At 63.7% G+C, this 25,380-nt stretch carries 24 protein-coding genes; 17 read left to right on the forward strand and 7 right to left on the reverse strand.

From position 1 onward, the window contains the following. Positions 1–36: 36 nt before the first annotated feature. From mtgA to pyrF, 12 genes are all read left to right on the forward strand, one after another. Positions 37–768 carry a monofunctional biosynthetic peptidoglycan transglycosylase gene (mtgA, locus tag HV796_RS22860; RefSeq protein WP_175228783.1) on the forward strand — a complete coding sequence of 244 codons (732 nt, stop codon included), beginning with the start codon at positions 37–39 and terminating at the stop codon, positions 766–768. Positions 769–1,165: 397 nt separating this feature from the next. Next, positions 1,166–2,104 (forward strand): IclR family transcriptional regulator, encoded by a 939-nt coding sequence (locus HV796_RS22865; RefSeq protein ID WP_175228784.1) that lies wholly within the window; start codon positions 1,166–1,168, stop codon positions 2,102–2,104. After that, on the forward strand, positions 2,101–3,219 hold the full coding sequence (locus tag HV796_RS22870) for a 2-dehydro-3-deoxygalactonokinase (RefSeq protein ID WP_175228785.1): 1,119 nt from the start codon (positions 2,101–2,103) through the stop codon (positions 3,217–3,219). The genes HV796_RS22865 and HV796_RS22870 overlap by 4 nt, the downstream gene beginning before the upstream one ends. A 60-nt stretch (positions 3,220–3,279) precedes the next feature. Next, complete coding sequence (locus tag HV796_RS22875; RefSeq protein WP_175228786.1) at positions 3,280–3,960, forward strand: 2-dehydro-3-deoxy-6-phosphogalactonate aldolase; 681 nt, start codon at positions 3,280–3,282, stop codon at positions 3,958–3,960. Continuing rightward, entirely contained in the window at positions 3,957–4,757 is an 801-nt protein-coding gene (locus tag HV796_RS22880; RefSeq protein ID WP_175228787.1) for an SDR family oxidoreductase, read from the forward strand. Before HV796_RS22875 ends, HV796_RS22880 begins: the two co-directional genes overlap by 4 nt. Before the next feature lie 165 nt (positions 4,758–4,922). Then, positions 4,923–5,921, forward strand: a complete 999-nt coding sequence (locus HV796_RS22885; RefSeq protein WP_175228788.1) for an arabinose ABC transporter substrate-binding protein — start codon at positions 4,923–4,925, stop codon at positions 5,919–5,921. A gap of 134 nt (positions 5,922–6,055) precedes the next feature. Next, positions 6,056–7,579 carry an L-arabinose ABC transporter ATP-binding protein AraG gene (gene araG, locus HV796_RS22890; RefSeq protein WP_175228789.1) on the forward strand — a complete coding sequence of 508 codons (1,524 nt, stop codon included), beginning with the start codon at positions 6,056–6,058 and terminating at the stop codon, positions 7,577–7,579. Positions 7,580–7,598: 19 nt separating this feature from the next. Next, positions 7,599–8,618, forward strand: coding sequence for an L-arabinose ABC transporter permease AraH (gene araH / locus HV796_RS22895; protein ID WP_175228790.1), 1,020 nt, complete (start codon positions 7,599–7,601; stop codon positions 8,616–8,618). A gap of 63 nt (positions 8,619–8,681) precedes the next feature. After that, positions 8,682–9,482, forward strand: coding sequence for an SDR family NAD(P)-dependent oxidoreductase (locus tag HV796_RS22900; RefSeq protein ID WP_175228791.1), 801 nt, complete (start codon positions 8,682–8,684; stop codon positions 9,480–9,482). Beyond that, a complete protein-coding gene (locus HV796_RS22905) occupies positions 9,479–10,429 on the forward strand; it encodes an SMP-30/gluconolactonase/LRE family protein (protein ID WP_246355993.1) in 951 nt (316 codons plus the stop codon). Before HV796_RS22900 ends, HV796_RS22905 begins: the two co-directional genes overlap by 4 nt. Before the next feature lie 233 nt (positions 10,430–10,662). Continuing rightward, complete coding sequence (locus HV796_RS22910; RefSeq protein ID WP_175228792.1) at positions 10,663–11,724, forward strand: aldose 1-epimerase; 1,062 nt, start codon at positions 10,663–10,665, stop codon at positions 11,722–11,724. A 104-nt stretch (positions 11,725–11,828) separates the two neighbouring features. After that, a complete protein-coding gene (gene pyrF, locus HV796_RS22915; RefSeq protein WP_175228793.1) occupies positions 11,829–12,644 on the forward strand; it encodes an orotidine-5'-phosphate decarboxylase in 816 nt (271 codons plus the stop codon). A gap of 118 nt (positions 12,645–12,762) precedes the next feature. Here pyrF and HV796_RS22920 read toward each other — a convergent pair whose 3' ends face one another. From HV796_RS22920 to thiL, 4 genes are all read right to left on the reverse strand, one after another. Then, on the reverse strand, positions 12,763–13,284 hold the full coding sequence (locus HV796_RS22920; RefSeq protein WP_175228794.1) for a cupin domain-containing protein: 522 nt from the start codon (positions 13,282–13,284) through the stop codon (positions 12,763–12,765). Positions 13,285–13,346: 62 nt separating this feature from the next. Next, positions 13,347–13,847 carry a CinA family protein gene (locus HV796_RS22925; protein ID WP_175228795.1) on the reverse strand — a complete coding sequence of 167 codons (501 nt, stop codon included), beginning with the start codon at positions 13,845–13,847 and terminating at the stop codon, positions 13,347–13,349. An 81-nt stretch (positions 13,848–13,928) separates the two neighbouring features. Further along, complete coding sequence (locus HV796_RS22930) at positions 13,929–14,531, reverse strand: phosphatidylglycerophosphatase A family protein (protein WP_175228796.1); 603 nt, start codon at positions 14,529–14,531, stop codon at positions 13,929–13,931. Then, the gene (thiL, locus tag HV796_RS22935; protein WP_175228825.1) at positions 14,521–15,540 is read right to left on the reverse strand and encodes a thiamine-phosphate kinase; all 1,020 of its coding nucleotides are present in this window, start codon (positions 15,538–15,540) and stop codon (positions 14,521–14,523) included. The genes HV796_RS22930 and thiL overlap by 11 nt, the downstream gene beginning before the upstream one ends. A gap of 214 nt (positions 15,541–15,754) precedes the next feature. On the opposite strand from thiL, the gene HV796_RS22940 reads away from it, so the two are divergent. The 3 genes from HV796_RS22940 (at position 15,755) to HV796_RS22950 (ending at position 19,562) form a co-directional block, all read left to right on the forward strand. Then, on the forward strand, positions 15,755–18,049 hold the full coding sequence (locus HV796_RS22940; protein WP_175228797.1) for an NADP-dependent malic enzyme: 2,295 nt from the start codon (positions 15,755–15,757) through the stop codon (positions 18,047–18,049). Between the two features lie 516 nt (positions 18,050–18,565). Continuing rightward, positions 18,566–18,979 (forward strand): ribonuclease, encoded by a 414-nt coding sequence (locus HV796_RS22945; protein ID WP_175228798.1) that lies wholly within the window; start codon positions 18,566–18,568, stop codon positions 18,977–18,979. Positions 18,980–18,995: 16 nt separating this feature from the next. Continuing rightward, positions 18,996–19,562 carry a barstar family protein gene (locus HV796_RS22950; RefSeq protein ID WP_175228799.1) on the forward strand — a complete coding sequence of 189 codons (567 nt, stop codon included), beginning with the start codon at positions 18,996–18,998 and terminating at the stop codon, positions 19,560–19,562. A 206-nt stretch (positions 19,563–19,768) separates the two neighbouring features. Here the strand turns inward: HV796_RS22950 and HV796_RS22955 are convergent, their stop codons facing one another. The 3 genes from HV796_RS22955 to speE form a co-directional block, all read right to left on the reverse strand. Then, complete coding sequence (locus HV796_RS22955) at positions 19,769–20,509, reverse strand: 16S rRNA (uracil(1498)-N(3))-methyltransferase (RefSeq protein ID WP_175228800.1); 741 nt, start codon at positions 20,507–20,509, stop codon at positions 19,769–19,771. 19 nt (positions 20,510–20,528) lie between these two features. Then, positions 20,529–20,942, reverse strand: coding sequence for a VOC family protein (locus tag HV796_RS22960; RefSeq protein WP_175228801.1), 414 nt, complete (start codon positions 20,940–20,942; stop codon positions 20,529–20,531). Positions 20,943–21,051: 109 nt separating this feature from the next. Further along, positions 21,052–21,936, reverse strand: a complete 885-nt coding sequence (gene speE / locus HV796_RS22965; protein ID WP_175228802.1) for a polyamine aminopropyltransferase — start codon at positions 21,934–21,936, stop codon at positions 21,052–21,054. Between the two features lie 307 nt (positions 21,937–22,243). Between speE and tkt the strand changes: the two genes are divergently transcribed. Both tkt and gap read left to right on the forward strand, forming a co-directional pair. Continuing rightward, positions 22,244–24,274: a transketolase gene (tkt, locus tag HV796_RS22970; protein WP_175228803.1), complete on the forward strand. Its 2,031-nt coding sequence runs from the start codon at positions 22,244–22,246 to the stop codon at positions 24,272–24,274. 78 nt (positions 24,275–24,352) lie between these two features. Beyond that, positions 24,353–25,363: a type I glyceraldehyde-3-phosphate dehydrogenase gene (gap, locus tag HV796_RS22975; RefSeq protein ID WP_175228804.1), complete on the forward strand. Its 1,011-nt coding sequence runs from the start codon at positions 24,353–24,355 to the stop codon at positions 25,361–25,363. Positions 25,364–25,380: the final 17 nt, after the last annotated feature.

A 25,380-nucleotide genomic window follows, 5' to 3' on the forward strand; every position in this document is an offset into this window, starting at 1 on the left:
CTCTACTGGCGAGCGGCGTTGAGCATAGCGGAGAACATGACACGATCGAAGCGCTCGGGACGCGTGAAAACGCTGAGTCTCGCCCGGTGGCTCGCGTACGGGGTGGCCGTATTCGCATTCTCGTGGCTCGCGACGCAGGCGTTTTACTTCGCGCAGATCGCGCTGTGGAACTACGTGAATCCGCAATCGACCGCGTTTATGCGCTCGGATGCCTGGCGTCTCGCGCAGGATCGGCCCGATCTGTCGATCCAGCATACGTGGGTGCCGTACGACCAGATCTCACGCAACCTGAAGCGCGCGATCATCGCGTCCGAAGACGCGAACTTCGTCAATAACAACGGCTACGAGACCGACGCGATCCTGCAGGCGTGGGAAAAGAACAAGGCGCGCGGCAGGATCGTCGCGGGCGGCTCGACGATTACCCAGCAGCTCGCGCGCAATCTGTTTCTGTCGCGTGAAAAGAGCTACATCCGCAAAGGGCAGGAACTCATCATCACGTGGATGCTCGAGACGCTGATGGACAAGCAGCGGATCTTCGAGATCTACCTGAATTCCGTCGAATGGGGCAATGGCGTCTATGGCGCCGAGGCGGCGGCGCGCTACTACTTCAAGACGTCCGCCGCGAAACTCTCCGCTGGCCAGGCGGCGCGGCTCGCCGTGATGCTGCCGCGGCCGAAATACTTCGACGAGCACCGCAATTCCGGCTATCTGGCCCAGCGCGCCCGGGTGATAGCGAGGCGCATGGGGGCGGCCGAATTGCCGGACTGAGCGGACTTCGCGCGGCCCTTACCGCGATCCCATCGACAAAGCGGCGATTGCCCACCACAGGGCAATCGCCGCTTTGCTTTCAAAATACATTCAACTAAAATCCCAATATTTGATAGGTACATTCACATATTGGTGTATCGCGAAAAAGCCCCCTACAATCCGTTCCAACCAGCCGGACCCTCGGCAAAAAAAACTCTCGTCGGCGCCACCGCAGCATAGGCGTGACGAAGCGCAAAACGAATCGGAGACAACCCTCTATGGCCTTGATTCTGTTCCGGCAGCGTGCGCACATAGGTCGCGCATCGTGTTGCCCCGCGACACTCGCCACAACCGCCGATGCTGTCCGCCGCCGCGCCGGCTGCGCGCAGTCACATCTCAACCCGTTTGTCTGATCGCCATGAATAAAGCGATGACCAATCACGCCGGGTCCGAAAGCGACGCGGTGAGAAAACCCGTCGCGTCGCGCCCGTCGAACGGCGCCGCGCCTGCACCCGCCGACCGCGACACGATCGCGCTGCCGAGGACGCTGCTCGATATCACGCCGCAGCAGGCTGGCACGCAGACGCTGCTGCGCGGCCTCGCGATTCTCGAAGCGGCGGCGGCTGGCGTGCGCGACCTGCGCACGTTCGGCGCCGCGCTCGGCACGACGCGCAGCACCACGCACCGGCTCGTCAGCAGTCTCGTGCAGGCGCGCTATCTGCGCCAGGTCCAGGGCGGCTATCTGCTCGGCCCGAAGCTGATCGAGCTCGGCACGATCGCGCTCGAGCAGATGCCGTTGACGACCGTCGCGCGCCCGCACCTCGCCGCGCTCGCGGAAGCGACGCACGACACGATCCATCTCGGCGTGCGCGACGGCGACGACGTGCTCTATATCGACAAGATTCCCGGCACGCGCGGCCTCGAAATGCGCTCGCGCGTGGGCCACCGGATGCCGCTCGCGTCGACCGGAATCGGCAAGGCGATGATGCTCGACCTCACGCCCGAGGCGTGGCAGAAGCTCTTCGACGCATCGCGCCGTGCGCTTGCCGGCGTCAGTTTCAAGCCTGACAACCGGCCGGATCTGCAGACCTTCATGCAGCGAATGACCAATTACGCCGGCGGCGGCTTTACGTTCGATCTCGAAGAGAACGAAGCGTCGATCCGTTGTGTCGCCGCGCCGGTGCGCGACGCGTCCGGTGCGATCGTCGCTGCGCTATCGGTGGCGAGCACGATTCCGTATATGTCGCTCGAGCGGATGGATGAACTGATTCCGGTCTTGCAGCGCGAAGCGCGCGCGATCTCGGAGGAACTCGGCTGGCGTACGCCGCAACCGGCAACCCGCAGGATCAAGCGATGACATATCTGGGTTCACCGGCCTCCATCGCGGCCGCGCCGCGTGACGCGCAGCAAGACAGCGCCGGTGCGCCGGCGTCGCGCGCCGTGCGCAACGAGGCGGCGCTCGTCGCGCTCGACTGGGGCACGACGGCGTTGCGCGCGTACCTGTTCGATGCGGCGGGTCAATTGCTCGACACGCGCGCCTCGACGGCCGGCATCATGAATCTGCCGCGCGCCGCGAGCGATGGCGGCTTCGACGTCGCGTTCGACGCGCTGTGCGGCAGCTGGCTTGAACAGGCGCCGCATCTGCCGGTGATCGCGGCGGGCATGGTCGGCAGCGCGCAGGGCTGGAAGGAAGCGCCGTACGTCGACACGCCCGCGAGTGCCGACGCGATTGTGCGCGGCATCGTGCGTGTGCAGACGGCACGCGGTATCGCGTTGCATATCGTGCCGGGCGCGCTGGAGCGCGGCGAATTGCCGAACGTGATGCGCGGTGAAGAGACGCAGATTTTCGGCGCGCTCGCCGGTGAAGCGGCCAGCGCAGCGACAGGTGCGGCGCGACAGTCCGCCGCGGACGAACAGGACAGCGCGCTGATCGGCTTGCCCGGCACGCACGCGAAGTGGGTGATCGTGCGCGGCACGCGCATCGAGCGCTTCTACACGTTTATGACGGGCGAGGTGTTCGCGGCGCTCTCCGAGCACACGATTCTCGGCCGCACGATGACGACGCCCGATCGTCCCGATACGGCGGCGTTTCTACGCGGCATCAGCGTCGCGCGCAATCACGGCCACGCGGGCATGCTCGCGACGATCTTCAGCACCCGCACGCTCGGGCTGACCGCGCAACTTTCGCGCGAAGAGCAGCCCGACTATCTGTCGGGGCTGTTGATCGGACATGAACTGAATGGACTCGAAGCGGTGCTTGAGCGCCAGCAGGCGACGCTTGCCGGGCGCACATTGCGGCTGATCGGCAACGAAGCGCTGTGCGAACGATACCGGCTCGCGCTGACGCAATACGGCTGTCAGTCGGCCGAACTCGTCAAGCACGCGACCGAGCGCGGTTTGTGGCGCATCGCGGTGCAGGCGGGGCTTGTCACGCCTGCCGCCGATGCCGCGCCCGCAGCGCGCATCGGCTAGTCCGCGAGATCACACCGCGAGCCGCAACGGAACGGACACGCGAAAGGAAAAGGAACCGACATGCAAGCTGAACTGAATCTGCCCGGACCCTATCAGCCGCACGCCGGCCTGATGGCCGCCTTCGAAGCGTGTCCGCTTATCGCGATCCTGCGCGGCGTGACGCCGGCCGATGCGGCGGATCACGGCCGTGCACTCTATGAAGCGGGCTTCCGGATCGTCGAAGTGCCGCTCAACTCGCCGCAGCCGTTCGACAGCATCGCGGCGATCCGCCAGGCGCTGCCGTCCGACGCGATCGTCGGCGCGGGCACGGTCCTGCAAGCGGTGTTCGTGCATCAGGTGAAGCAGGCGGGCGGCGAACTGATCGTGATGCCGCATGCGGACCCGGAAGTCGTGAGCGCGGCGAAGTCGCATGCGATGGCGTGTGCGCCCGGTGTGGCGACGCCGACCGAGGCGTTTATCGCGTTGAAAAACGGTGCGGACGTGCTGAAGATGTTCCCCGCCGAGCAACTCGGCTGTCAAGTGGTGAAGGCATGGCGCGCGGTGATTGCGACGCAGGTGCCGCTGCTGCCGGTCGGCGGGATCACGCCGGACAACATGGGGCCGTTTCTGACCGCCGGCGCGAACGGCTTCGGCCTGGGTTCCGCACTGTACAAGCCGGGTCAGAGCGCCACGACGACCGCCTCGCATGCGAAGGCTTTTATCAATGGGCTGCGCATCGCCCGGGCAGGTGCGAAGAAATGAAGCGCCTCGCTGGCAAGGTCGCACTGATCACCGGCGCCGGACGTGGCATTGGCGCTGCGATCGCGCATGCGTTCGCACGCGAAGGCGCGGCGGTCGTGCTCGCCGAACTGGATATCGACGCGGCGCGGCGTACCGCGAGCGAAATCGAAGCCGCTGACCCTGGCGCAAGCGGTGGCGCGGGCGGCGCGCGCGTGCTCGCCGTGCGTACCGACGTGACGCAAGCCGCTTCCGTGCAGCACGCGGTCGACGAAGCCCAGCGCCGCTTCGGCCCGCTCGACGTGCTCGTGAACAATGCGGGCATCAACGTGTTCTGCGATCCGCTGACGATGACCGACGACGACTGGCGCCGCTGCTTCGCGGTCGACCTCGACGGCGTCTGGAACGGCTGCCGTGCGGCGTTGCCAGGCATGGTCGAACGCGGTCGCGGCAGCATCGTGAATATCGCGTCGACGCACTCGTTCAAGATCATTCCGGGCTGCTTTCCGTATCCGGTTGCCAAACATGGCGTGATCGGCCTCACGCGCGCGCTCGGCATCGAATACGCGCCGCGTCATGTGCGCGTCAACGCGATCGCGCCCGGCTATATCGAAACGCAGTTGACGCGCGACTGGTGGGACAGCCAGCCGGACCCCGCCGCCGCGCAGCAGGCCACGCTCGATTTGCAGCCGATGAAGCGCATCGGCCGTCCTGATGAAGTGGCGATGACCGCGGTGTTTCTCGCATCCGACGAAGCGCCGTTTATCAACGCGAGCTGCATCACCGTTGATGGTGGGCGCTCGGCGCTTTATCACGATTGAAGGACAGGCAGCACAGGTTAACGCAGCAGCAAGCAAAGTAACACGCGCCAACGCAACACGTGGCGAGCAAAGTGAACCGGTTGACGCGCTGGCCGCGTGTGTCAGTCCCGGTACAAGAAGACGCGGCCGATAACCTTCTCGTTACCTAGTTAGGAGACACGCAATATGAAACGCAGAATATTCCTCACGCTCGCAGCGGCAGCGACGGCGGTGCTGTTCAATGCGCCGGTTGCGCAGGCGGCCGATCAGGTCAAGATCGGCTTTCTCGTGAAGCAGCCGGAAGAGCCGTGGTTCCAGGACGAATGGAAGTTCGCCGAGATCGCAGCGAAGGAGAAGGGCTTCACGCTCGTGAAAATCGGTGCGCCGTCGGGCGAGAAGGTGATGAGCGCGATCGACAACCTTGCCGCGCAGAAAGCGCAAGGCTTCGTGATCTGCACGCCGGACGTGAAGCTCGGGCCGGGCATCGTTGCCAAGGCGAAGGCCGACGGCCTGAAGATGATGACGGTGGATGACCGCCTCGTCGACGGTTCGGGCAAGCCGATCGAGTCGGTGCCGCATATGGGCATCTCCGCGTACAACATCGGCAAGCAGGTCGGCGACGGCATTGCCGCCGAGATCAAGAAGCGCGGCTGGGACATGAAGGACGTCGGCGCGATCGACGTGACCTACGAGCAACTGCCGACCGCGCATGATCGTACCGCCGGCGCGACCGACGCGCTCGTCGCCGCGGGCTTCCCGAAGGCGAACGTGATCACCGCGCCGCAAGCGAAGACCGACACGGAAAACGCGTTCAACGCGGCGAACATCGCACTGACGAAGAACCCGCAGTTCAAGCACTGGGTCGCGTATGGCCTGAACGACGAAGCGGTGCTCGGCGCAGTACGCGCTGCCGAAGGCCGCGGCTTCAAAGCCGACAACATGATCGGCATCGGTATCGGCGGTTCGGATTCGGCGTTGAACGAGTTCAAGAAGCCGCAGCCGACGGGCTTCTACGGCACGGTGATCATCAGCCCGAAGCGCCACGGCGAGGAAACCTCGGACCTGATGTATACGTGGATCACGCAAGGCAAGGAGCCGCCGCTGTTGACGCTGACGACCGGCATGCTCGCCACGCGCGATAACGTCGCCGCAGTGCGCAAGGAGATGGGTCTCGCGTCGCAGTAACGGCTGTCCGTTACTGCAGACGTGAAATGTAGCAACGGCAAAGCGCGTGGGCGGCCATGACGTCCGCGCGTTTTGCAGAAATGGTTTGCATGAGCGGTTTGCACGACGCAAACCCAGGGGCAACAGGAGGCGAAGTGTCAGCGACGCTGCGTTTTGACAATATCGGCAAGGTGTTTCCAGGCGTACGCGCGCTCGACGGCATTTCGTTCGACGTGCGCGCGGGCCAGGTGCACGGCCTGATGGGCGAGAACGGCGCGGGGAAATCGACCCTGCTAAAAATCCTCGGCGGCGAATATCAGCCGGACTCGGGGCATGTGGAGATCGACGGCAACGAAGTGCATTTCGCGAGCGCGGGTGCGTCGATCGCGGCCGGCATCGCGGTGATTCACCAGGAATTGCAGTACGTGCCGGATCTGACGGTTGCGGAAAACCTGATGCTCGGCCGCTTGCCGAATTCGCTCGGCTGGGTGAACAAGCGCTATGCGAAGCGCTATGTGCGCGAGCAGCTGACGGCAATGGGCGTCGATCTCAATCCGGATGCGAAGCTGCGCAAGCTGTCGATCGCGCAGCGGCAGATGGTCGAAATCTGCAAGGCGCTGATGCGCAATGCGCGCGTGATCGCGCTCGACGAGCCGACCAGCTCGCTGTCGCATCGCGAAACCGAAGTGCTGTTCAAGCTCGTGCGCGACCTGCGCGCCGATAACCGCGCGCTGATTTATATCTCGCACCGGATGGATGAGATCTATCAGCTATGCGACGCCTGCACGATTTTCCGCGACGGCCGCAAGGTCGCGTCGCATGAGACGCTCGAAGGCGTGAGCCGCGACACGATCGTCAGCGAGATGGTGGGCCGGGAAATCTCGGACATCTATAACTACACGCCGCGCGCGCTGGGTGAAGTGCGATTCTCGGCAAAGGGCATCGAAGGCAGGCCGCTCGCGGAGCCGGCGAGCTTCGAAGTGCGCCGCGGCGAGATTGTCGGGTTCTTCGGTCTGGTCGGTGCGGGGCGCAGCGAGCTGATGCACCTCGTCTATGGAGACGATCCGAAAAAGGGCGGGCAACTGACGCTCGACGGCAAGCCGATCAAGGTGAAAAGCGCCGGCGATGCGATCCGCCAGGGCATCGTGCTGTGCCCGGAAGACCGCAAGGAAGAGGGCATCGTCGCGATCGCGTCGGTGTCCGAGAACATCAATATCAGTTGCCGGCGCCACTTTTTGCGCGCGGGCATTTTTCTCGATCGCAAGAAAGAAGCGGAGACCGCGGACCGCTTTATCAAGCTGTTGAAGATCAAGACGCCGAGCCGCCGGCAAAAAATCCGCTTCCTGTCGGGCGGCAACCAGCAGAAGGCGATTCTGTCGCGCTGGCTGGCGGAACCGGACCTGAAGGTCGTGATTCTCGACGAACCGACGCGCGGCATCGACGTCGGCGCGAAGCACGAGATTTACAACGTGATCTATCAGCTGGCGGAACGCGGCTGTGCGATCGTGATGATTTCATCGGAATTGCCGGAAGTGCTCGGCGTTTCCGATCGCATCGTCGTGATGCGGCAAGGCCGCATTTCCGGCGAGCTGGCGCGTGGCGTGGCCACCGAGCAATCGGTGCTGAGCCTCGCATTGCCGACAAGTTCGAGCGTACCCGAAACCGCGCAGGCGGCCTGAAGGCCGAGGAGCAACGAAAATGCAACAAGCTGGAGAAAACCTCGCGCAACAGGCGGCAAAAAGCGCCGCCGAAGCGCTGATTCCACAGGCGAGCGACCGCCAGAAATGGTGGCAGCAGATCACCGAGTACAGCCTGATCGTGATCTTCGTGGTGATGTTCATCACGATGTCGCTGACGGTCGATCACTTCTTCTCGATCGAGAATATGCTCGGCCTCGCGCTGTCGATCTCGCAGATCGGCATGGTCGCGTGCACGATGATGTTCTGTCTCGCGTCGCGCGATTTCGACCTGTCGGTGGGCTCGACCGTCGCGTTCGCCGGCGTGTTGTGCGCAATGGTGCTGAACGCGACCAATAACACGTTTATTGCGATCGTCGCCGCGGTCGCGGCCGGCGGAGTGATCGGCTTCGTGAACGGCGCGGTTATCGCGTATCTGCGCATCAACGCGCTGATCACGACGCTCGCGACCATGGAAATCGTGCGGGGTCTCGGTTTTATCGCGTCGCACGGGCAGGCGGTCGGCGTGTCGTCGGATACCTTTATCGCGCTCGGTGGCCTGACCTTCTTCGGCGTGTCGCTGCCGATCTGGGTCACGCTGGTCTGCTTTATCGTGTTCGGCGTGATGCTCAATCAAACCGTGTATGGCCGCAATACGCTTGCGATCGGCGGTAATCCGGAAGCGTCGCGGCTCGCCGGTATCAATGTCGAGCGGACGCGCGTCTATATCTTCCTGATTCAGGGCGCGGTGACCGCGCTGGCCGGGGTGATTCTCGCGTCGCGTATCACGTCGGGCCAGCCGAACGCGGCGGAAGGCTTCGAGCTCAACGTGATCTCCGCGTGCGTGCTCGGCGGCGTGTCGCTGCTCGGTGGCCGCGCGACCATCTCCGGCGTCGTGATCGGCGTGCTGATCATGGGCACCGTCGAGAACGTGATGAACCTGTTGAATATTGACGCGTTCTATCAGTACCTCGTGCGCGGCGCGATCCTGCTCGCCGCGGTGCTGCTCGACCAGTTGAAGAACCGCGGCTCGCGCGATTGACGCGCGGCGCGTGAGCAACGTGGCAAACGACCCTTGATCAACGCAAACCAACGGAACCGAACGATGTCGTCTCCGGCCAACGCAAGCGCACGGCATGCCACCGATGTCTATGCGCACTATCCGAGTCTCACGGACCGCACGGTGCTGATCACGGGCGGCGCGACCGGCATCGGCGCGTCGTTCGTCGAGCATTTCGCCGCGCAGGGCGCGCGCGTCGCGTTCTTTGATATTGACGAAACGGCGGGCGAGGCGCTCGCCGACGAACTCGGCGATTCACGTCACAAGCCGCTGTTCGCGCGCTGCGACGTGACCGACATCGACGCGCTGCAAAAGGCGATCGCCGACGTGCGAGCGGCGCTCGGACCGCTTGCGGTGCTCGTCAACAATGCGGCAAACGATAAGCGCCACAAGATCGCGGACGTCACGCCGCAGTCGTTCGATGCCGGCATCGCGGTGAACGTGCGGCATCAGTTTTTTGCCGCGCAAGCGGTGGTCGACGATATGAAAACGGCCCGCGGCGGCTCGATTATCAATCTCGGCTCGATCAGCTGGATGTTGAAAAACGGCAACTATCCAGTTTACGTGATGGCCAAATCGGCGGTACAAGGGCTGACGCGCGGACTCGCGCGCGATCTCGGGGCCTTCGGTATTCGGGTCAATTCGCTGGTGCCCGGGTGGGTGATGACGGAAAAGCAGAAACGCCTGTGGCTTGACGACGCGGGCCGTCGCGCGATCAAGGAAGGACAGTGCATCGATGCGGAGCTGATGCCGGACGATCTCGCGCGGATGGCGCTGTTTCTGGCCGCCGACGATAGCCGGATGATTACCGCACAGGACATGATCGTCGATGGAGGGTGGGCATGAGCGGCACGCCAGTCATGCAATCGAACGGGCAGCAGAATGGGCAGGCCCAGCGCGCGGCGCTCGCGATCGACGCGAAATGCGCGCTCGGCGAAGGTGCGACGTGGTGCGCGCGAAGCGGCCGGTTCTACTGGACCGACATCGAAGGCGCGCGGCTGTGGCGCTACGATCCGAACGAGCAGCGCAGCACGTCGTGGACGATGCCCGAGCGGCTCGCGACCTTCGCACTGTGCGCCGATCCGCACTATCTGCTGCTCGGGCTCGCGTCGCGCATCGCGTTCTTCGATCTGGCGACCGGTGAGATCGAGTCGATTGTCGATGTCGAACCCGGTTTGAACACGCGCGTGAACGACGGCCGGTGCGACCGCCAGGGGCGCTTTGTGTTCGGCACCAAAGACGAAGGCGCGCCGGTGCGGCCGATCGGCGGCTTCTATCGGCTCAATCACGATCTGACGCTGGAACGGCTGCCATTGCCGGCGCCGGCCATTTCAAACAGCATTGCGTTCAGCCCGGACGGCGCGACGATGTACTTCTGCGATTCGCCGACGCGCGAGATTCGCGCATGCGATTACCGCGCGGATGGCCGTGTCGCGAATGAGCACCTCTTTGTGCGGCTCACGGACGCGACCGGCGAACCCGACGGCTCGACGGTGGATGCCGACGGCGGCTTGTGGAACGCACACTGGGGCGGCGGTCGGGTCGTGCGCTACGATGCGAACGGCCTCGAAACGGAACGCGTGACGGTGCCGACGGCGCAGCCCAGCTGCGTCGCGCTGGGCGGTGCGCGGCTGGCGACGCTGTACGTGACGAGCGCGCGGGTCGGTCTCGATGCCGACGCGTTGCGCGTGGATCCTCTCGCAGGTGGCGTGTTCGTCGCGACGCCCGCGCGGCGCGGTTTGCCGGAGCCGGTATTCGAGGGCGCGCCGGTGAAAGGCGGTTTCGCCAGGTGATCTGAAGTCCGTTCAGTGTCCGTTCGATTTTTCGGTGGCGGGCGTTGCGCGTCACCGCGCTTTTAACGTGTGGTTCATTTGTTTCGGCTAGCGTTACATCGCTTTATCCGCTTGAAGCAGGGCAATTCGCAGCATGCAGCACAGACCCAAAGAGGTAGCCGGTTCGCCGCGCTACCCGCATAAGCCGCCGTCCGCCGACGGCGACATTCGATGCCTCTCGAGGGAGCTTTGATATGACTGTCGCGAATTCTGCTGTCCCGTCTTCTTCCCCCACTCAAACGCGCCGCGCGCGGCTCGAAGCGGCGGCGCATCCGCCGGTGCTGGCCGGCCCGAGCACGTCGGCGGTGGCGATCGGCGCGTCGGGCGCCGGCGAGGTCGATTGCCTGACGCTCGCCAACGCGCACTTGCGCGTCGACGTCGCGCCGCATCTGGGCGGGGGGCTGACGCGTTTCGACTGGCGCAGCGAAGGCAGTCTGGTGCCTGTGTTCCGGCGCTGCCGGCAGGTGAACGGACAGACCGATGCGAACGAACTCGCGTGCTATTCGTTGCTGCCGTACTCGAACCGCATCGGCGGCGGGCGGTTCAGCGTCGGTGGCCGCACGGTCGCTGTGCCGTGCAATCGCGCTGGGGAAGCACTGCCTATTCATGGAGACGGCTGGCTCGCGTCGTGGCAGGTTGCCGAAACGGCCCGGGACAGCGTGCGTCTGACGCTCGATCGCAGCGACGGCAAGCCGTACGCGTATCGCGCGACGCAAAGCTATGCGCTCGATGGCCCAACGCTCGTGATCATGCTCGACATCGAGAACGTCGGGCGCGACACGCTGCCGTTCGGCCTCGGCGTGCATCCGTTTCTGGTGCGTGACGGCGATACGCGTCTGTCGGCGGCCGCGGCGGGCCTGTGGCTGTCCGGCGACGACTGGCTGCCGGTGCGGCATGTCCCCGCGCCGCCCGCTTGGCAATTCGGAGTCGCGTATCCGCTGCCGGGCTCGCTGGTCAATCACGCGTTTACCGACTGGAGCGGACGCGCGACGGTCGTGTGGCCGAAACGGCGGCTTTCGCTGACCGTGTCGTCGAGCACCGATTGCTACGTGCTGTACACGCCGCCAGGTGAGGACTTTTTCTGCTTCGAGCCGGTTGATCACCCGATTAACGCAATGAATCTGCCCGGCGGCGCGGCCGAGCATGGGATGACGATGCTCGCGCGCGGCGAGCGGTTGTCGCGCACCTTCCGGTTCACCGTCGAGCACACGGGGCTGCGCGCGGTCGCCGGCGGACGCAGCGCGCGGCGGCAGTGACGCGCGCGCGCCGCGCGCAGGTGCGGCGCTTCGCTGCAAAGGCGGTGAGCGAGGCGGGTAAAATACGCGCCTCCTCTGCACACCAGACCCGCGCGGGTTTCACCATGTCCTCCTTCATTCAGACACTTCATCTGGCCTGGCAAAACACGAACTCGCTGCTGTGCGTCGGGCTCGATCCCGAACCGGCGAAGTTCCCCGGCGCGCTCGCGAACCGGTCGGACGCGATCTTCGATTTCTGCCGCAAGATCGTCGACGCAACGGCGCCGTTTGCTTGTGCGTTCAAGCCGCAGATCGCTTATTTCTCTGCCCATCGCGCGGAAGATCAGCTCGAGCAGCTGATCGCGCATATTCATCTGAAACACCCGGGGTTGCCGGTGATCCTCGATGCAAAGCGCGGCGACATCGGCAGCACCGCCGAGCAGTACGCGCGTGAAGCATTCGACCGGTATCGCGCGGATGCGGTGACGGTGAACCCTTATATGGGCTTCGATTCGCTTGAACCGTACCTCGAGCACAAGGATAAGGGTGTGATCGTGCTGTGCCGGACTTCGAACCCGGGCGGCTCCGACCTGCAGTTTCTCGACGTCGGCGGGCGGCCGCTGTATCAGACGGTCGCGCGGCGCGCGGCGCAGCAGTGGAACACCAGCGGACAGATGGGCCTGGTGGTCGGTGCGACGTTCCCGAATGAGATCGAAGTGGTGCGCAGCCTGGTCGGCGACATGCCGCTGCTGATTCCCGGCATCGGCGCGCAGGGCGGCGACGTCGAAGCAACCGTGCGCGCAGGACGCACAGCGGCGGGCACGGGGATGCTGATCAACTCGTCGCGCGCGATTATTTATGCAGGCAACGGTGATGACTACGCGGACGCGGCTGCGAGGGCCGCGGAGAAGACGCGGGATGGGATTAACGCGTATCGGTAGGCTTTCGCGATGAACCGGTCAGAGAGTTACACGAGCATCTGGGACGCCCTGGGGGATACGCGCGCCGAGGCTGCCTGAGTTTCTGCGATGTTTGGTGTGGCGCGGTGCGCGAGTGTTACTACGCGCTGCTTGCCGCCGGCCCAAGCCGCACGATCAGTTCCCGATACGCGGGATACAGCGCTTGCAACTGCCCGACGTCGCCTACCTCGAACTCGCTGAATTCGAACCCCGGCGCGACCGTGCAGCCGACCACCGCAAAGCTAGCCGGGTCCTCGCATTCGGCGGCAAACCAGTCACCTGCCAGCACCACCGCCTGAAACACCGTGTCCGGATGCGTGAGCGCATCGCCGAGGCGATGCGTGGTCAGCTTGCCGTGACGGTCGAGCACGTGCACGTTCAGCGGTTCGCCCGCATAGAAATGCCAGACTTCATCCGACTTGAGCCGGTGCCACGCGGAATGCGCGCCGTCGCACAGCATGTAGTAAATCGCCGTGGACGCGCAGCGCGATTCGTTTGCGCTTTCCTGGCGGTGCACGGTTTGCGCCGCCCGGTAAGTCTCGCGGTAATACCCGCCTTCCGGATGAGGCAGCAAGCCGAAGCGGCGGATCAGTTCGTCTTTGGAATGTGAATTCGTCGGCATGGCTGAAAAGCGCGCACGGCGCGGGCAACGGACAAAGGATGAGACATCAACCACAGAACGTGTCAGCGCTCCCTTTCATCCAGCAATTTGAGCAGCCCGCGCAACGCATGCTCGGCCGCCTGCACACGAATCCGTTCGCGATCGCCCTTGAAGACGAGCGTTTCCACCACTGTGTGCAGCCGGTTGCTCCAGCCGAACGACACCATGCCGACCGGCTTCGTCTCGGTGCCGCCACCCGGCCCGGCCACGCCGGTAATGGCCAGCGACACTTGCGCGCGGCTATTGCGCAACGCGCCTTCGGCCATCGCGCGCGCGACCGGCTCGCTGACCGCGCCATGCTTTTCGATCATGTCGGCCGGCACGCCGATCATTTCGCTCTTCGCCTGGTTCGAATAGGTGACGAACCCGCGCTCGAACCAGCCGCTGCTGCCTGAAATGTCGGTGATCGCGGTCGCGACCATGCCGCCCGTGCACGACTCGGCGGTCGCAAGCATCAGGCGCTCATCGCGCAGGCGGTTGCCGGCGCGAATGGCAAGTTGATGGACGACGGTATCGGTAGCCATGCGTATTTCCAGCTTGAGGCAGCGAAGGGGTGAGGGGTTTCGCTGCGATTCCGTGACGGCGGTCTGACGAAACGCGCCGGTTCAGACCGCCATTCGCCACAGCGCGATCACGAGCAGCGTGAAAAATGCGGCGACCAGATCATCGAACATGATGCCGAAGCCGCCTTTCAGTCTGCGGTCGAAGTAACCGATCGGCGGCGGCTTCACCATATCGAAGAAACGGAACAGCACAAACGCCCATAGCTGACCCGTGAACGACACCGGCGTGACCATCAGCAGCACGAGCCAGAACGCAACGATCTCGTCCCATACGACCGGTGCGGGATCGTCGATGCCGAGTCGCTTCGCCGTGAACCCGCAGACCGCGATTCCGCCGAAAAAACCCGCGACCACCAGAATGCCCCATTCGATCACCGTCAGCTTATCGGCGAACAGCGCGAACGATGCCCAAGCGAACAGCGTGCCCATCGTGCCCGGCAGGATGGGCGACAGCCCGCTGCCGAAGCCGAGCGAGAACAGATGCAACGGGTGCGACAACATGAAGCGGGCCGTCGCGCGGCGCGGCCGCGGCTCGCGCGGTCCGCGGTTGTCGACGCCGTTCGGGTCGTGGGGCGTCGGAGTGCCCGAGGAAGGGTCGTCAGCCGCGGCCCCCCCTGTCGAACCGACTGAAGGTTCAGTCTGCATGGAAATGATCGAAGCCTTGCAACGTCAATGTAAGCGGCGCACCCGCTGCATCGTGCCACGCGATCGTGGGCGGAGTGGTGGCCGAATCGGAAGCGTTTATTGTACCGACGCGAGTCGCGCGTAGTCCCACGTTGTCACTCACTTTTTCAATTGCTGCGCGCGCCGCGGGCGGTGCCGTAAAGCACAGTTCGTAATCGTCGCCGCCGGCGACGGTGCAGCGGCGCTGCACGTCGGACGGCAGCCGGCTCAGTGCTGTGGAGCGCGGCAGCGCGTCGACGTTCACGGTCGCATTCATCTGCGAGCGCTCAAGGATATGCATCAGATCGCCTGCCAGTCCGTCGGAGATATCGAGCGCCGCGTGCGCGAGGCCGCGTAGCGCAAGACCGAGCGCTACACGCGGCTCGGGGCGCTCGAGAGCGTGACGGAATGTCGCAGCATCGTCGGCGTTGGCCGCCTGCCACTCGCCGCGCGCCACGCCAAGACCCGCGCGCGCATCGCCGAGTGTGCCGGACACCCAGATGTCGTCGCCCGGGCGAGCAGCGTCACGCCGCAGTGCAACATGCGGCGGCACCGAACCGAACACGGTGAGGCACAGATTGAGCGGCCCGGCTGTGGTATCGCCGCCGATCAGTTCGCAGTTGAAACGCTCGGCGATCTCGAAGAGCCCATCGCTGAACGCGGCGAGCCACGCTTCGTCCGCGCGCGGCAGCGAGAACGCGAGCGTGAACGCCTGCGGCTGCGCGCCCATCGCGGCGAGATCCGACAGGTTGACGGCGAGCGCTTTATGGCCGAGCGCACGTGGGTCGATATCCGCGAAGAAGTGCCGGCCTTCGACCAGCATGTCCGTCGATATGGCCAGCGTCTCGCCCGCGGACGGTGACAGCAGCGCGCAATCGTCGCCGATGCCGAGCGTAGCGGCGCTTGCGACGCCTTTCGCATCTGCGGCTGCACGCGCGCGAGCCGCACGGCGCGCGAAGAAGCGGTCGATCAACGAGAACTCGGAAAGCATGGGCATGGGGGCCGTGGCACGGTTAGCGACCGAAGCCGTGCATTGCATTCAAGATGACTACACACCTGTGAACGTTGCGATGCGATCGATGCAACGCGCTTTTAGCACTATTTCGGTCGTAGCAGTTGTACTCGGAATGAAAGGCTCGAACTGTGGGATTGGCGCTACAATGCCCGTCGAACTTCTATTCTAATCCGCCAATTCAGGCTCGCTTATGTCGAATTCCGCCAATAGCAAACTCCGTGAAGCCGCGCTCGATTATCACGAATTTCCGACCCCCGGAAAGATCGCGGTCTCGCCCACCAAGCAGATGATCAACCAGCGCGATCTCGCGCTCGCGTATTCGCCCGGCGTCGCATTCGCGTGTGAAGAGATCGTTGAGAATCCGCTGAACGCGGCGCGCTTCACCGCACGCAGCAATCTCGTCGGTGTGGTCACGAACGGCACGGCGGTGCTCGGCCTCGGCAATATCGGGCCGCTCGCGTCGAAGCCGGTGATGGAAGGCAAGGCCGCGCTTTTCAAGAAGTTCGCCGGCATCGACGTGTTCGACATCGAGCTCAACGAGTCGGACCCGCACAAGCTCGTTGACGTGATCGCCGCGCTCGAACCGACCTTTGGCGGCATCAATCTCGAAGACATCAAGGCGCCGGATTGCTTCATCGTCGAGCGTGAATGCCGCAAGCGGATGAAGATCCCGGTCTTTCACGATGACCAGCACGGTACCGCGATCGTCGTCGCGGCAGCGATCCTGAACGGCCTGAAAGTGGTCGGCAAAAACATTCGCGAAGTGAAGCTGGTCGCGTCGGGCGCGGGTGCCGCGGCGCTTGCGTGTCTGGATCTGCTCGTCGACCTTGGGCTGTCACTCGAGAACATCACGGTAACGGACCTCGCGGGCGTGGTCTACAAGGGCCGCACCGAGCTGATGGATCCGGACAAGGAACGTTTCGCACGCGAAACGAAGGCGCGCACGCTGTCCGAAGTGATCGGCGGCGCCGATGTGTTCCTCGGCCTGTCGGCAGCCGGCGTGCTGAAGCAGGAGATGGTCAAGGAGATGGCCGACAAGCCGCTCATTCTGGCGCTTGCGAACCCGACGCCGGAAATCCTGCCGGAAATCGCACGCGAAGTGCGGCCGGATGCCGTGATCGCGACGGGCCGCACCGACTATCCGAACCAGGTCAACAACGTGCTGTGTTTCCCGTTCATCTTCCGTGGCGCACTGGATGTGGGCGCAACCACTATCACGCGCGAGATGGAAGTCGCCGCCGTGAATGCGATTGCGGAGCTTGCACGCCAGGAGCAGAGCGATATCGTCGCAACCGCGTACGGTATCCAGGATCTGTCCTTCGGGCCTGACTACCTGATTCCGAAGCCATTCGATCCGCGGCTGATCGTCAAGGTCGCGCCGGCCGTCGCGAAGGCCGCGATGGATTCGGGCGTCGCGAGCCGTCCGATCGAAGACATGGACGCGTACGAGCAGCATTTGCAGCAGTTCGTCTACCACAGCGGCACGACGATGAAGCCGATCTTCCAGCTTGCGCGCAGCGTCGGGCCGGAGAAGAAGCGCATCGTGTTCGCCGAGGGCGAGGAAGAGCGCGTGCTGCGCGCGGTGCAGATCGTCGTCGACGAGAAGCTCGCGAAGCCGATCCTGATTGGCCGGCCGGCGGTGATCGAGCAGCGCATTGCGCGCTATGGGCTGCGCCTTGTGTCGGGCCAGGATTATACGATCGTGAATACGGACCACGATGAGCGCTATCGCGACTTCTGGCAGACGTACGCGAAGATGATGGCGCGCAAGGGCATCAGCGAACAGATGGCGAAGCTCGAAATGCGCCGCCGCACCACGCTGATCGGTTCGATGCTCGTCAAGAAGGGCGAAGCCGACGGGATGATCTGCGGCACGATCAGCACGACGCATCGTCATCTGCATTTCATCGATCAGGTGATCGGCAGGAAGGAAGGCAGCAGCGTCTATGCGGCGATGAATGCGCTCGTGTTGCCGAACCGGCAGATTTTCCTTGTCGATACGCACGTGAACGTCGATCCGACACCTGCGCAGCTGTGCGAAATCACGATCATGGCAGCCGAGGAAGTGCGCCGCTTCGGCATCGAGCCGAAGGTCGCGCTGCTGTCGCATTCGAACTTCGGCACGAGCCACGCGCCGTCCGCCCAGAAGATGCGCGAGCTGCTTGCATTGCTGAAGGAGCACGCACCGGACCTGCAAGTGGATGGTGAAATGCACGGCGACGTCGCGCTCGATTCGAATCTGCGCCGCGAGATCCTGCCGGAATCGACGCTCGAAGGCGATGCGAATCTGCTCGTGCTGCCGAACATCGATGCGGCGAACATCTCGTACAACCTGCTGAAGACGGCGGCGGGCAACAACATCGCGATCGGTCCGATGCTGCTCGGCGCCGCGCAGCCGGTGCACGTGCTGACCGCGTCGGCGACCGTGCGCCGGATCGTCAACATGACGGCACTGCTCGTCGCGGATGTGAACGCGGTGCGCTGAACGAACGACGCCACGCCGTTGCACCGCCGTTGCACCGCCGTTGCACATCACGCCGCTGCGGTTCAGCAGGAGCGAACCGCAGCGGTAGTTTGTCGCCGTCACGCTCGCAGTTCATCTCTTCTACGTCAGCCAACGCTTCACCCTCAAAAAGGGGCGTGCCCGCAATGGGCACGCCTTAGGGTGAACAGGGGATCGACTCACCCAAAAAAGGCAGGATGCTGGCACTCCGGTTTGCAGAACGCCTGGGGCAAGGAGGCATGAGGTATTCGCCCCGCATCTCCGCCTTGGGTGAATTTTATCTTGTTTGAGATAACAAATCTGTCAAGAATTGTCGGTGTGGCGGCATGCCCGGTGGGCCTGTTTCCGGGAGCGTGTTCCGAAGGGGTGTCCCGAGGGGGCAATTCGGACAAAACCTTTCATTTTCCGAACGAGCGTTGCTTCCAGGGTGCTTTAGCGATACCCTTACGACTTTCATGGTCGTCGAACTCGTGATCTAACAGCGGGAACCCTGAATTCATGGCACGCAGGTGGCTTCGCAACGGCGTGCTGGTCGCCGTCCTGTTGGTCGGCGGTCTGTGCAGCGGTTTTGCGCCTGTCGCCGGTTCTGTCGCTTTTGGCCGCGACGTCGCGGCGCAGGGCAGCACTGGCACCGTCACGGTGGCGCAGTTGCCGCCGGAAGCAGTCAAAACATTGAACTTGATTGCGGCAGGTGGGCCCTACCCGTATGAGAAGGATGGCGTCGTATTCGGCAACCGCGAGCGGTTGCTGCCGCCGCGCCAGCGGGGCTATTACCACGAATACACCGTTCCTACGCCGCATGCCCGTAATCGCGGAGCGCGCCGCATTGTCTGCGGCGGTCCGTTAAGGCGCACTGACAACTGTTATTACAGCGACGATCACTACACCAGTTTTAATCGCATCATTGAATGACATCGGGACATACGGCATGAGCGACAACATCTACGCACACGACCGCAAAGTCGCGAGGGATCTTTTTACATCCGGCAACGGTAATCTGTTTCAGCGCGTCATGCAGATGCGCGAGGCCGGAGAGGGTCAGGGCGGCACGGTCGAGCACGAAGCCGGTACGGCGCATTCATCGAATGAGGAATCCATGAGTCTTTTCGCGACCGTACGACCGAACATCGTACAGTCGATTCGCGCTTTTCGCGTACAGGACCTGGCCGACGAAGCGCAGAAACTCGGTCAGCATTTTCTGTTTGCGTGCTGCGGGAATGCGCAAAGCAAACAGGAAGTGATGGAAACCATTGCGACCTCGTTCCTGTTTCCGAAGCATTTCGGCAAGAATTACGACGCGCTGTACGACTGTCTGACCGATCTGGTCGCGAAGGCTGGCGCTCAACCCGGTTTCGTGATCGTGCTCGAGGCGCTGCCGGTCGCGCAGAAATTCGACAAGGAAGCGCGGGAAACGCTGCTCGATGTGTTCCGCGAAGCGGCGGAATTCTGGGCGGAGCGGAAGGTGGCGTTCCGGGTGTTCTACTCGTTCGCGTGAAAAGATCCCGCGGCATGCGGGGCGGTTTTTTGATGAGCGCGTTGCAGTCGATAAGCAACTGATACACGCGTAAGTAATCGAAAGCGCACCGCGTGAGCAACCCATGTCGCGCGTTAGCCCCTTCGTCAAAAGGGCTCGCTGATTGGCGAGCCCTTTCGTCTTTCTTCAATTGCGCTATCTGCGCGACGAATTGCGCTCAACCAGCTCTACCAACCGCCCCAGCGAGCAGCTAACGCGGACAGCACCGCGATGCCGGCTGTTTCGGTGCGCAACACGCGAGGGCCCAGCCCGACCGCCGTGAAACCGTGGCTCGTGGCGGCTGCTTCCTCTGCGGCTGAAAAGCCGCCTTCCGGTCCGATCAGCACCAGCGCGCGCCGCTTGGGCGGCTCATGGGTCAACGCCGAAAACGGCACGCTCGCGCGCGGCGACAGCAAGAGTCGAAGTTCGCCGTGTTCCGGTTCCTTCGGCATCGAGCCGAGCCATGTCGCGAGTTCGCGTGTCGGTAGCACCTCCGGCAGGCGATTGCGTCCACATTGCTCGCACGACGCCTGCACGATGCGCTGCCAATGCACCTGACGCCGCTGCGCGCGTTCGCCGGACAGGCGCACGACGCTGCGCGTGGTCGTCAGTGGCGCGAACGCGGATGCGCCGAGTTCGACCGCCTTTTCGATCAGCCAGTCCATTTTGTCGCTGCCGGCGATGCCTTGCGCGAGCGTCAGGTGATACGGCGGCTCGGCCTCGACGTCGCGGAATTCGCCGATGCGCACGGCCGAGCCGCGCCGTTCCATTTCGACGACTTCCGCGCCGTATTCGCCACCCATGCCGTTAAATAGCGTGATGGTGTCGCCTGGCTGGAGGCGCAACACCTGAACGTGTCGATTGACGTCGTCGGGCAGCGCGACAACGTCGTTGGTCGTTAGCGCGGTCCCGACGAAAAAGCGGGGCATAAGCGAAGTTCTCATTGATTCACGACAGGTGGCGCGCGAGCGCCCAGCGATACCCATCCGGGTCTTCGATCTGCGCGAAGCGATCGCCCCAGAATTGATCTTGCGGCTCGCTCAGCGATTTCGCGCCGGCGGCGACCGCGCGAGCAAACACCGCATCGACGTCGTCGACATACAGGTAGAAGGACTGGGGTGCGATTGCGTTCGCGCTTTTCGGCGTCCTGGCCTTCGAGCCGAATGCCCCTTCCGGCGCGAACATCACGATCAACTGGTCCCGATAGGTCATCTCGACGTGCATCAGCGCGCCGTCGTCATGCACGCTGTCGCGCACGCGAAAGCCGAGCGCGGCTTCGTAAAACGCGATCGCCATGTGCGCATCGCGGACCGTCAGATAGGGCGTCAACCACGGCACTCCGGCTGGACGTGGGGAAGTCATCGAGCTCTCCTGAATCTTTGGGTCGTCTCGTCGTCGCCGTCTGCTGCCGGAAGCTGCGTTGCCGGGCCGGATTGCGGCGACTGACGGAGCGGGGCATTGTGCATGACTGTCATGGCGACGGCTTTAAGAATCGGCCTAGTTTATCGCGCACCGCATGCGGTGCGGAGAATAGCGCCGCGTGCAGCGTCGCGTCGTAATAGCGCAGCCCGTCCAGGTCGCGCTGCGTGAGTCGCGCGGTAACCTCATGCTCGGTGAGCGAAGCGGGGTCGAGCGTATCGCTTGCGATGGCCATCAACCACAATGAACCATAGAGCGGCACATAGGCCGCCAGCGGGCGAACCACCGCGAATATCTGCTGCAGGTTTGTCAGTAATGCGGCCACACGCGCTGCATGAAAGTACGGTGAGCCAAGGTGCAGCGAGATGGCCGCTTGTGGCGCGAGGATGCGTTTCAGCTGCGTGAGGAATTCGGGCGTATAGAGGCTCGCGGCGGGTGAATCCGGGGGTGTCAGATCGAACACGACGATATCGAACGACACCTTGTTCGCGCCTGCGATCTGTTGTGCGACATACTGTGCCGCATCGCCGATCACGAGTTCGACGCGCGGATTGTCGAAGGCGCCGCCGTGCACATCCGGCAAATGCTCGCGCGTGAGCCGTACGACTTGCGCGTCGAGTTCGGCGACGACGATCCGCTCGATACTCCGGTGCGCAAGCAACTGCCTGGCCGCGCCGCCGTCGCCGCCGCCCAGCACCAACGCCGCGCGCGGTGCCGGATGGACAAGCGCGGCCGGGTGCGTCATGCATTCGTGATAAATGAACTCGTCGCCGCTCGATGTCATCGGTCGGCCGTCTAGCGTGAAAAGCCGGCCGAGCTGCGGCGTGTCCCAGACTTCGATGCGCTGATAGGGCGAATCGACGCGCACGAGGGCACGTGCATTCGGGAATCCGTAGACGGCATCGGGCGCGGGTTGAAACAATAGCGAGGCGCTCACAGAGCAGCGGTGCGCAGGGTATGCGCGGCAAGTTGCGATCGGAAGATTATAAGGGCCGCAGAGCCGCGCACAGCCGCATCCGCAAGGGGGACAAAGCCGATCATCTGTTAGAATATTCCGCTTTCTAGCCTCGTCCGATTGCCTGGCCGTTCTGCATCACCAGCGCCGCCGCCGCCGCGTTTGCGTCACTGCGCGTCACACCGGGTGCCCACTGACACCCGCGGCCGCGAGCCGAGGCTGACTGGCCGCCAAGCATCCGGACAACCCGCCCGCGCCTTGTTTTTGGACTCGTTCTCCGGATCTTGACATGACGACCTCCTCTCCCGCACCGACCTCCCTGATGGCCAACGCAATTCGCGCGCTGGCGATGGATGCTGTTCAGAAGGCGAATTCAGGCCACCCCGGCATGCCGATGGGCATGGCGGAAATCGCTGTCGCACTGTGGTCGCGCCATCTGCGTCATAACCCGAAGAATCCACACTGGGCGGACCGCGACCGCTTCGTGCTGTCGAACGGGCACGGCTCGATGCTGCTGTACTCGCTGCTGCATCTGACGGGTTACGACCTGCCGATGGACGAGTTGAAGAACTTCCGTCAATTGCATTCGAAGACGCCGGGCCACCCCGAGTACGGTATGACGGCCGGTGTGGAAACGACCACGGGTCCGCTCGGCCAGGGTCTGGCGAATTCGGTGGGGATGGCGCTTGCGGAAGCACTGCTTGCCGAGGAATTCAATAAGCCGGATGCGAAGATCGTCGATCACCACACGTATGTGTTCCTCGGCGACGGCTGCCTGATGGAAGGCATTTCGCACGAAGCCTGTTCATTCGCGGGCACGCTGAAGCTGAACAAGCTGATCGGTTTCTACGACGACAACGGCATCTCGATCGATGGCGAAGTCGTGAACTGGTTCCATGACGACACGCCGAAGCGCTTCGAAGCGTACGGCTGGAACGTGATTGCGAACGTGAAGGGCGACGACGTCGAGGCAGTCGACGCGGCGATCAGGAAAGCGAAGCAGTCGGACAAGCCGACGCTGATCTGCTGCAAGACGGTGATCGGCGAAGGTTCGCCGCACAAGGCAGGCTCGCACGACGCGCACGGCGCGGCGCTCGGCGCCGACGAAGTCGCGGCGACGCGCAAGAACATCGGCTGGAACTGGGAGCCGTTCGTGATTCCGCAGGACGTGTATGCGGCGTGGGATGCGAAGGAATCGGGCGCCAACGTCGAGGGCGAATGGAACAAGCGCTTCGCCGACTACCGGGCGAAGTACCCGAGTGAGGCCGCCGAGTTCGAGCGCCGCATGGCGGGCAAGCTGCCCGCCGACTGGGCGCAGAAAGCGCAGGCGATCATCGCCGGGGCGAATGAGCGCAAGGAAACCGTCGCGACGCGCAAGGCGTCGCAGCAGGCCATCGAAGCGCTTGCCGCGGTGCTGCCGGAATTGCTCGGTGGTTCGGCCGACCTGACGGGCTCGAATCTCACGAACTGGAAGGCAAGCAAACCTGTGCGCGCGCGCAAGGAAGGCTCGAGCGGCATCCAGTGGGGCAATCACATCAACTACGGTGTGCGCGAGTTCGGCATGAGCGCCGCGTTGAACGGCATCACCGTGCACGGCGGTTACAAGGCATTCGGCGGCACGTTCCTGACGTTCTCCGATTACAGCCGCAACGCGCTGCGCGTCGCGGCGCTGATGAAGGCGCCGAGCATGTTCGTGTTCACGCACGATTCGATCGGCCTGGGCGAAGATGGCCCAACGCACCAGTCGATCGAGCATGTCGCGAGCTTGCGTCTGATTCCGCATATGACCGTGTGGCGTCCGGCTGATACCGTTGAAACGGCGGTCGCGTGGACGCAGTCGGTCGAGCACAAGGGTCCGTCGTGCCTGATTTTCAGCCGGCAGAATCTGCAGTTCTCCGAGCGCACCGATGCGCAGATCGCGAACATCGCGAAGGGCGGCTACGTGCTGCGCGACTGGAACGACGACGTGCCCGCGCGTAAGGTGATCCTGATCGCGACGGGCTCTGAAGTGGAACTGGCGATGAAGGCCATCGAACCGCTCGCGCGCGAGGGTATCGCGGCGCGCGTCGTGTCGATGCCGTCGACGAACGTGTTCGACCGCCAGGACGCCGCTTACCGCGAACGTGTGTTGCCGGCTGGCGTGCGGCGTGTCGCGATCGAAGCAGGCGTGACGGAGTACTGGCGCAAGTATGTGGGCCTCGAAGGTGGCGTGGTCGGTATCGACACGTTCGGCGAATCGGCGCCCGCTGGTGCGCTCTCCAAGCATTTCGGCTTTACTGTCGAGAGGGTCGTGGAGACGGTCAAAGCCACGCTCGGCTGACGTGACGCGCGCCGCCCGCGCCGGCGGCGCGGTCCGCAGCCGCAACGTGCAGGTTTTCTTTAGTCACAGGAGATAGCAATGACGATTCGCGTCGCAATCAACGGCTATGGCCGGATTGGCCGAAACACGCTGCGTGCGTTCTATGAGAACGGCAAGCAACACGACCTCCAGTTCGTGGCGATCAACGACCTCGGCGATGCCAACACCAACGCACATCTGACCCAGTACGACACCGCGCACGGCCGCTTTCCGGGCGAGGTGAAGGTGGACGGTGAAAACCTCGTCGTGAACGGTGACAAGATCCGCGTGCTCGCGAATCGCAACCCGGCTGAACTGCCGTGGGGCGATCTCGGTGTCGACGTGGTGATGGAGTGCACCGGTTTCTTCACGACGAAGGAAAAGGCGAGCGCGCACCTGAAGGGCGGCGCGAAGAAGGTGATCATCTCGGCGCCGGGCGGTAAGGACGTCGACGCGACGATCGTCTACGGTGTGAACCATCACACGCTGAAGCCCGAACATACGGTGATCTCGAACGCATCGTGCACGACGAACTGCCTCGCGCCGCTCGTTAAACCGCTGAACGACAAGATCGGCCTCGAAAGCGGCCTGATGACGACGATTCACGCGTATACGAACGATCAGGTGCTTACCGACGTGTATCACGAGGACCTGCGCCGCGCGCGCTCGGCCACGCACAGCCAGATCCCGACGAAGACGGGCGCCGCATCGGCGGTCGGTCTCGTGCTGCCGGAACTGAACGGCAAGCTCGATGGCTATGCGATTCGTGTCCCGACCATCAACGTGTCGATTGTCGATCTGTCGTTTATCGCGAAGCGCGATACGACGGTCGATGAAGTGAACGCGATCATGAAAGAAGCGTCGGAAGGGGCGTTGAAGGGCATTCTCGGCTACAACGCCGCGCCGCTCGTGTCGATCGACTTCAACCACAACCCGGCTTCGTCGACGTTTGATGCAACGCTCACGAAGGTGTCGGGCCGGCTCGTGAAAGTGTCGAGCTGGTACGACAATGAGTGGGGTTTCTCGAACCGGATGCTGGACACGGCGGTGGCGTTCGCGAACGCAAAGTAAGCCAGCGTCACCTGATG

Origin of the sequence: Paraburkholderia humisilvae (assembly GCF_902859855.1) — a bacterium.
In the GTDB taxonomy this organism is placed as follows: Bacteria; Pseudomonadota; Gammaproteobacteria; order Burkholderiales; family Burkholderiaceae; genus Paraburkholderia; species Paraburkholderia humisilvae.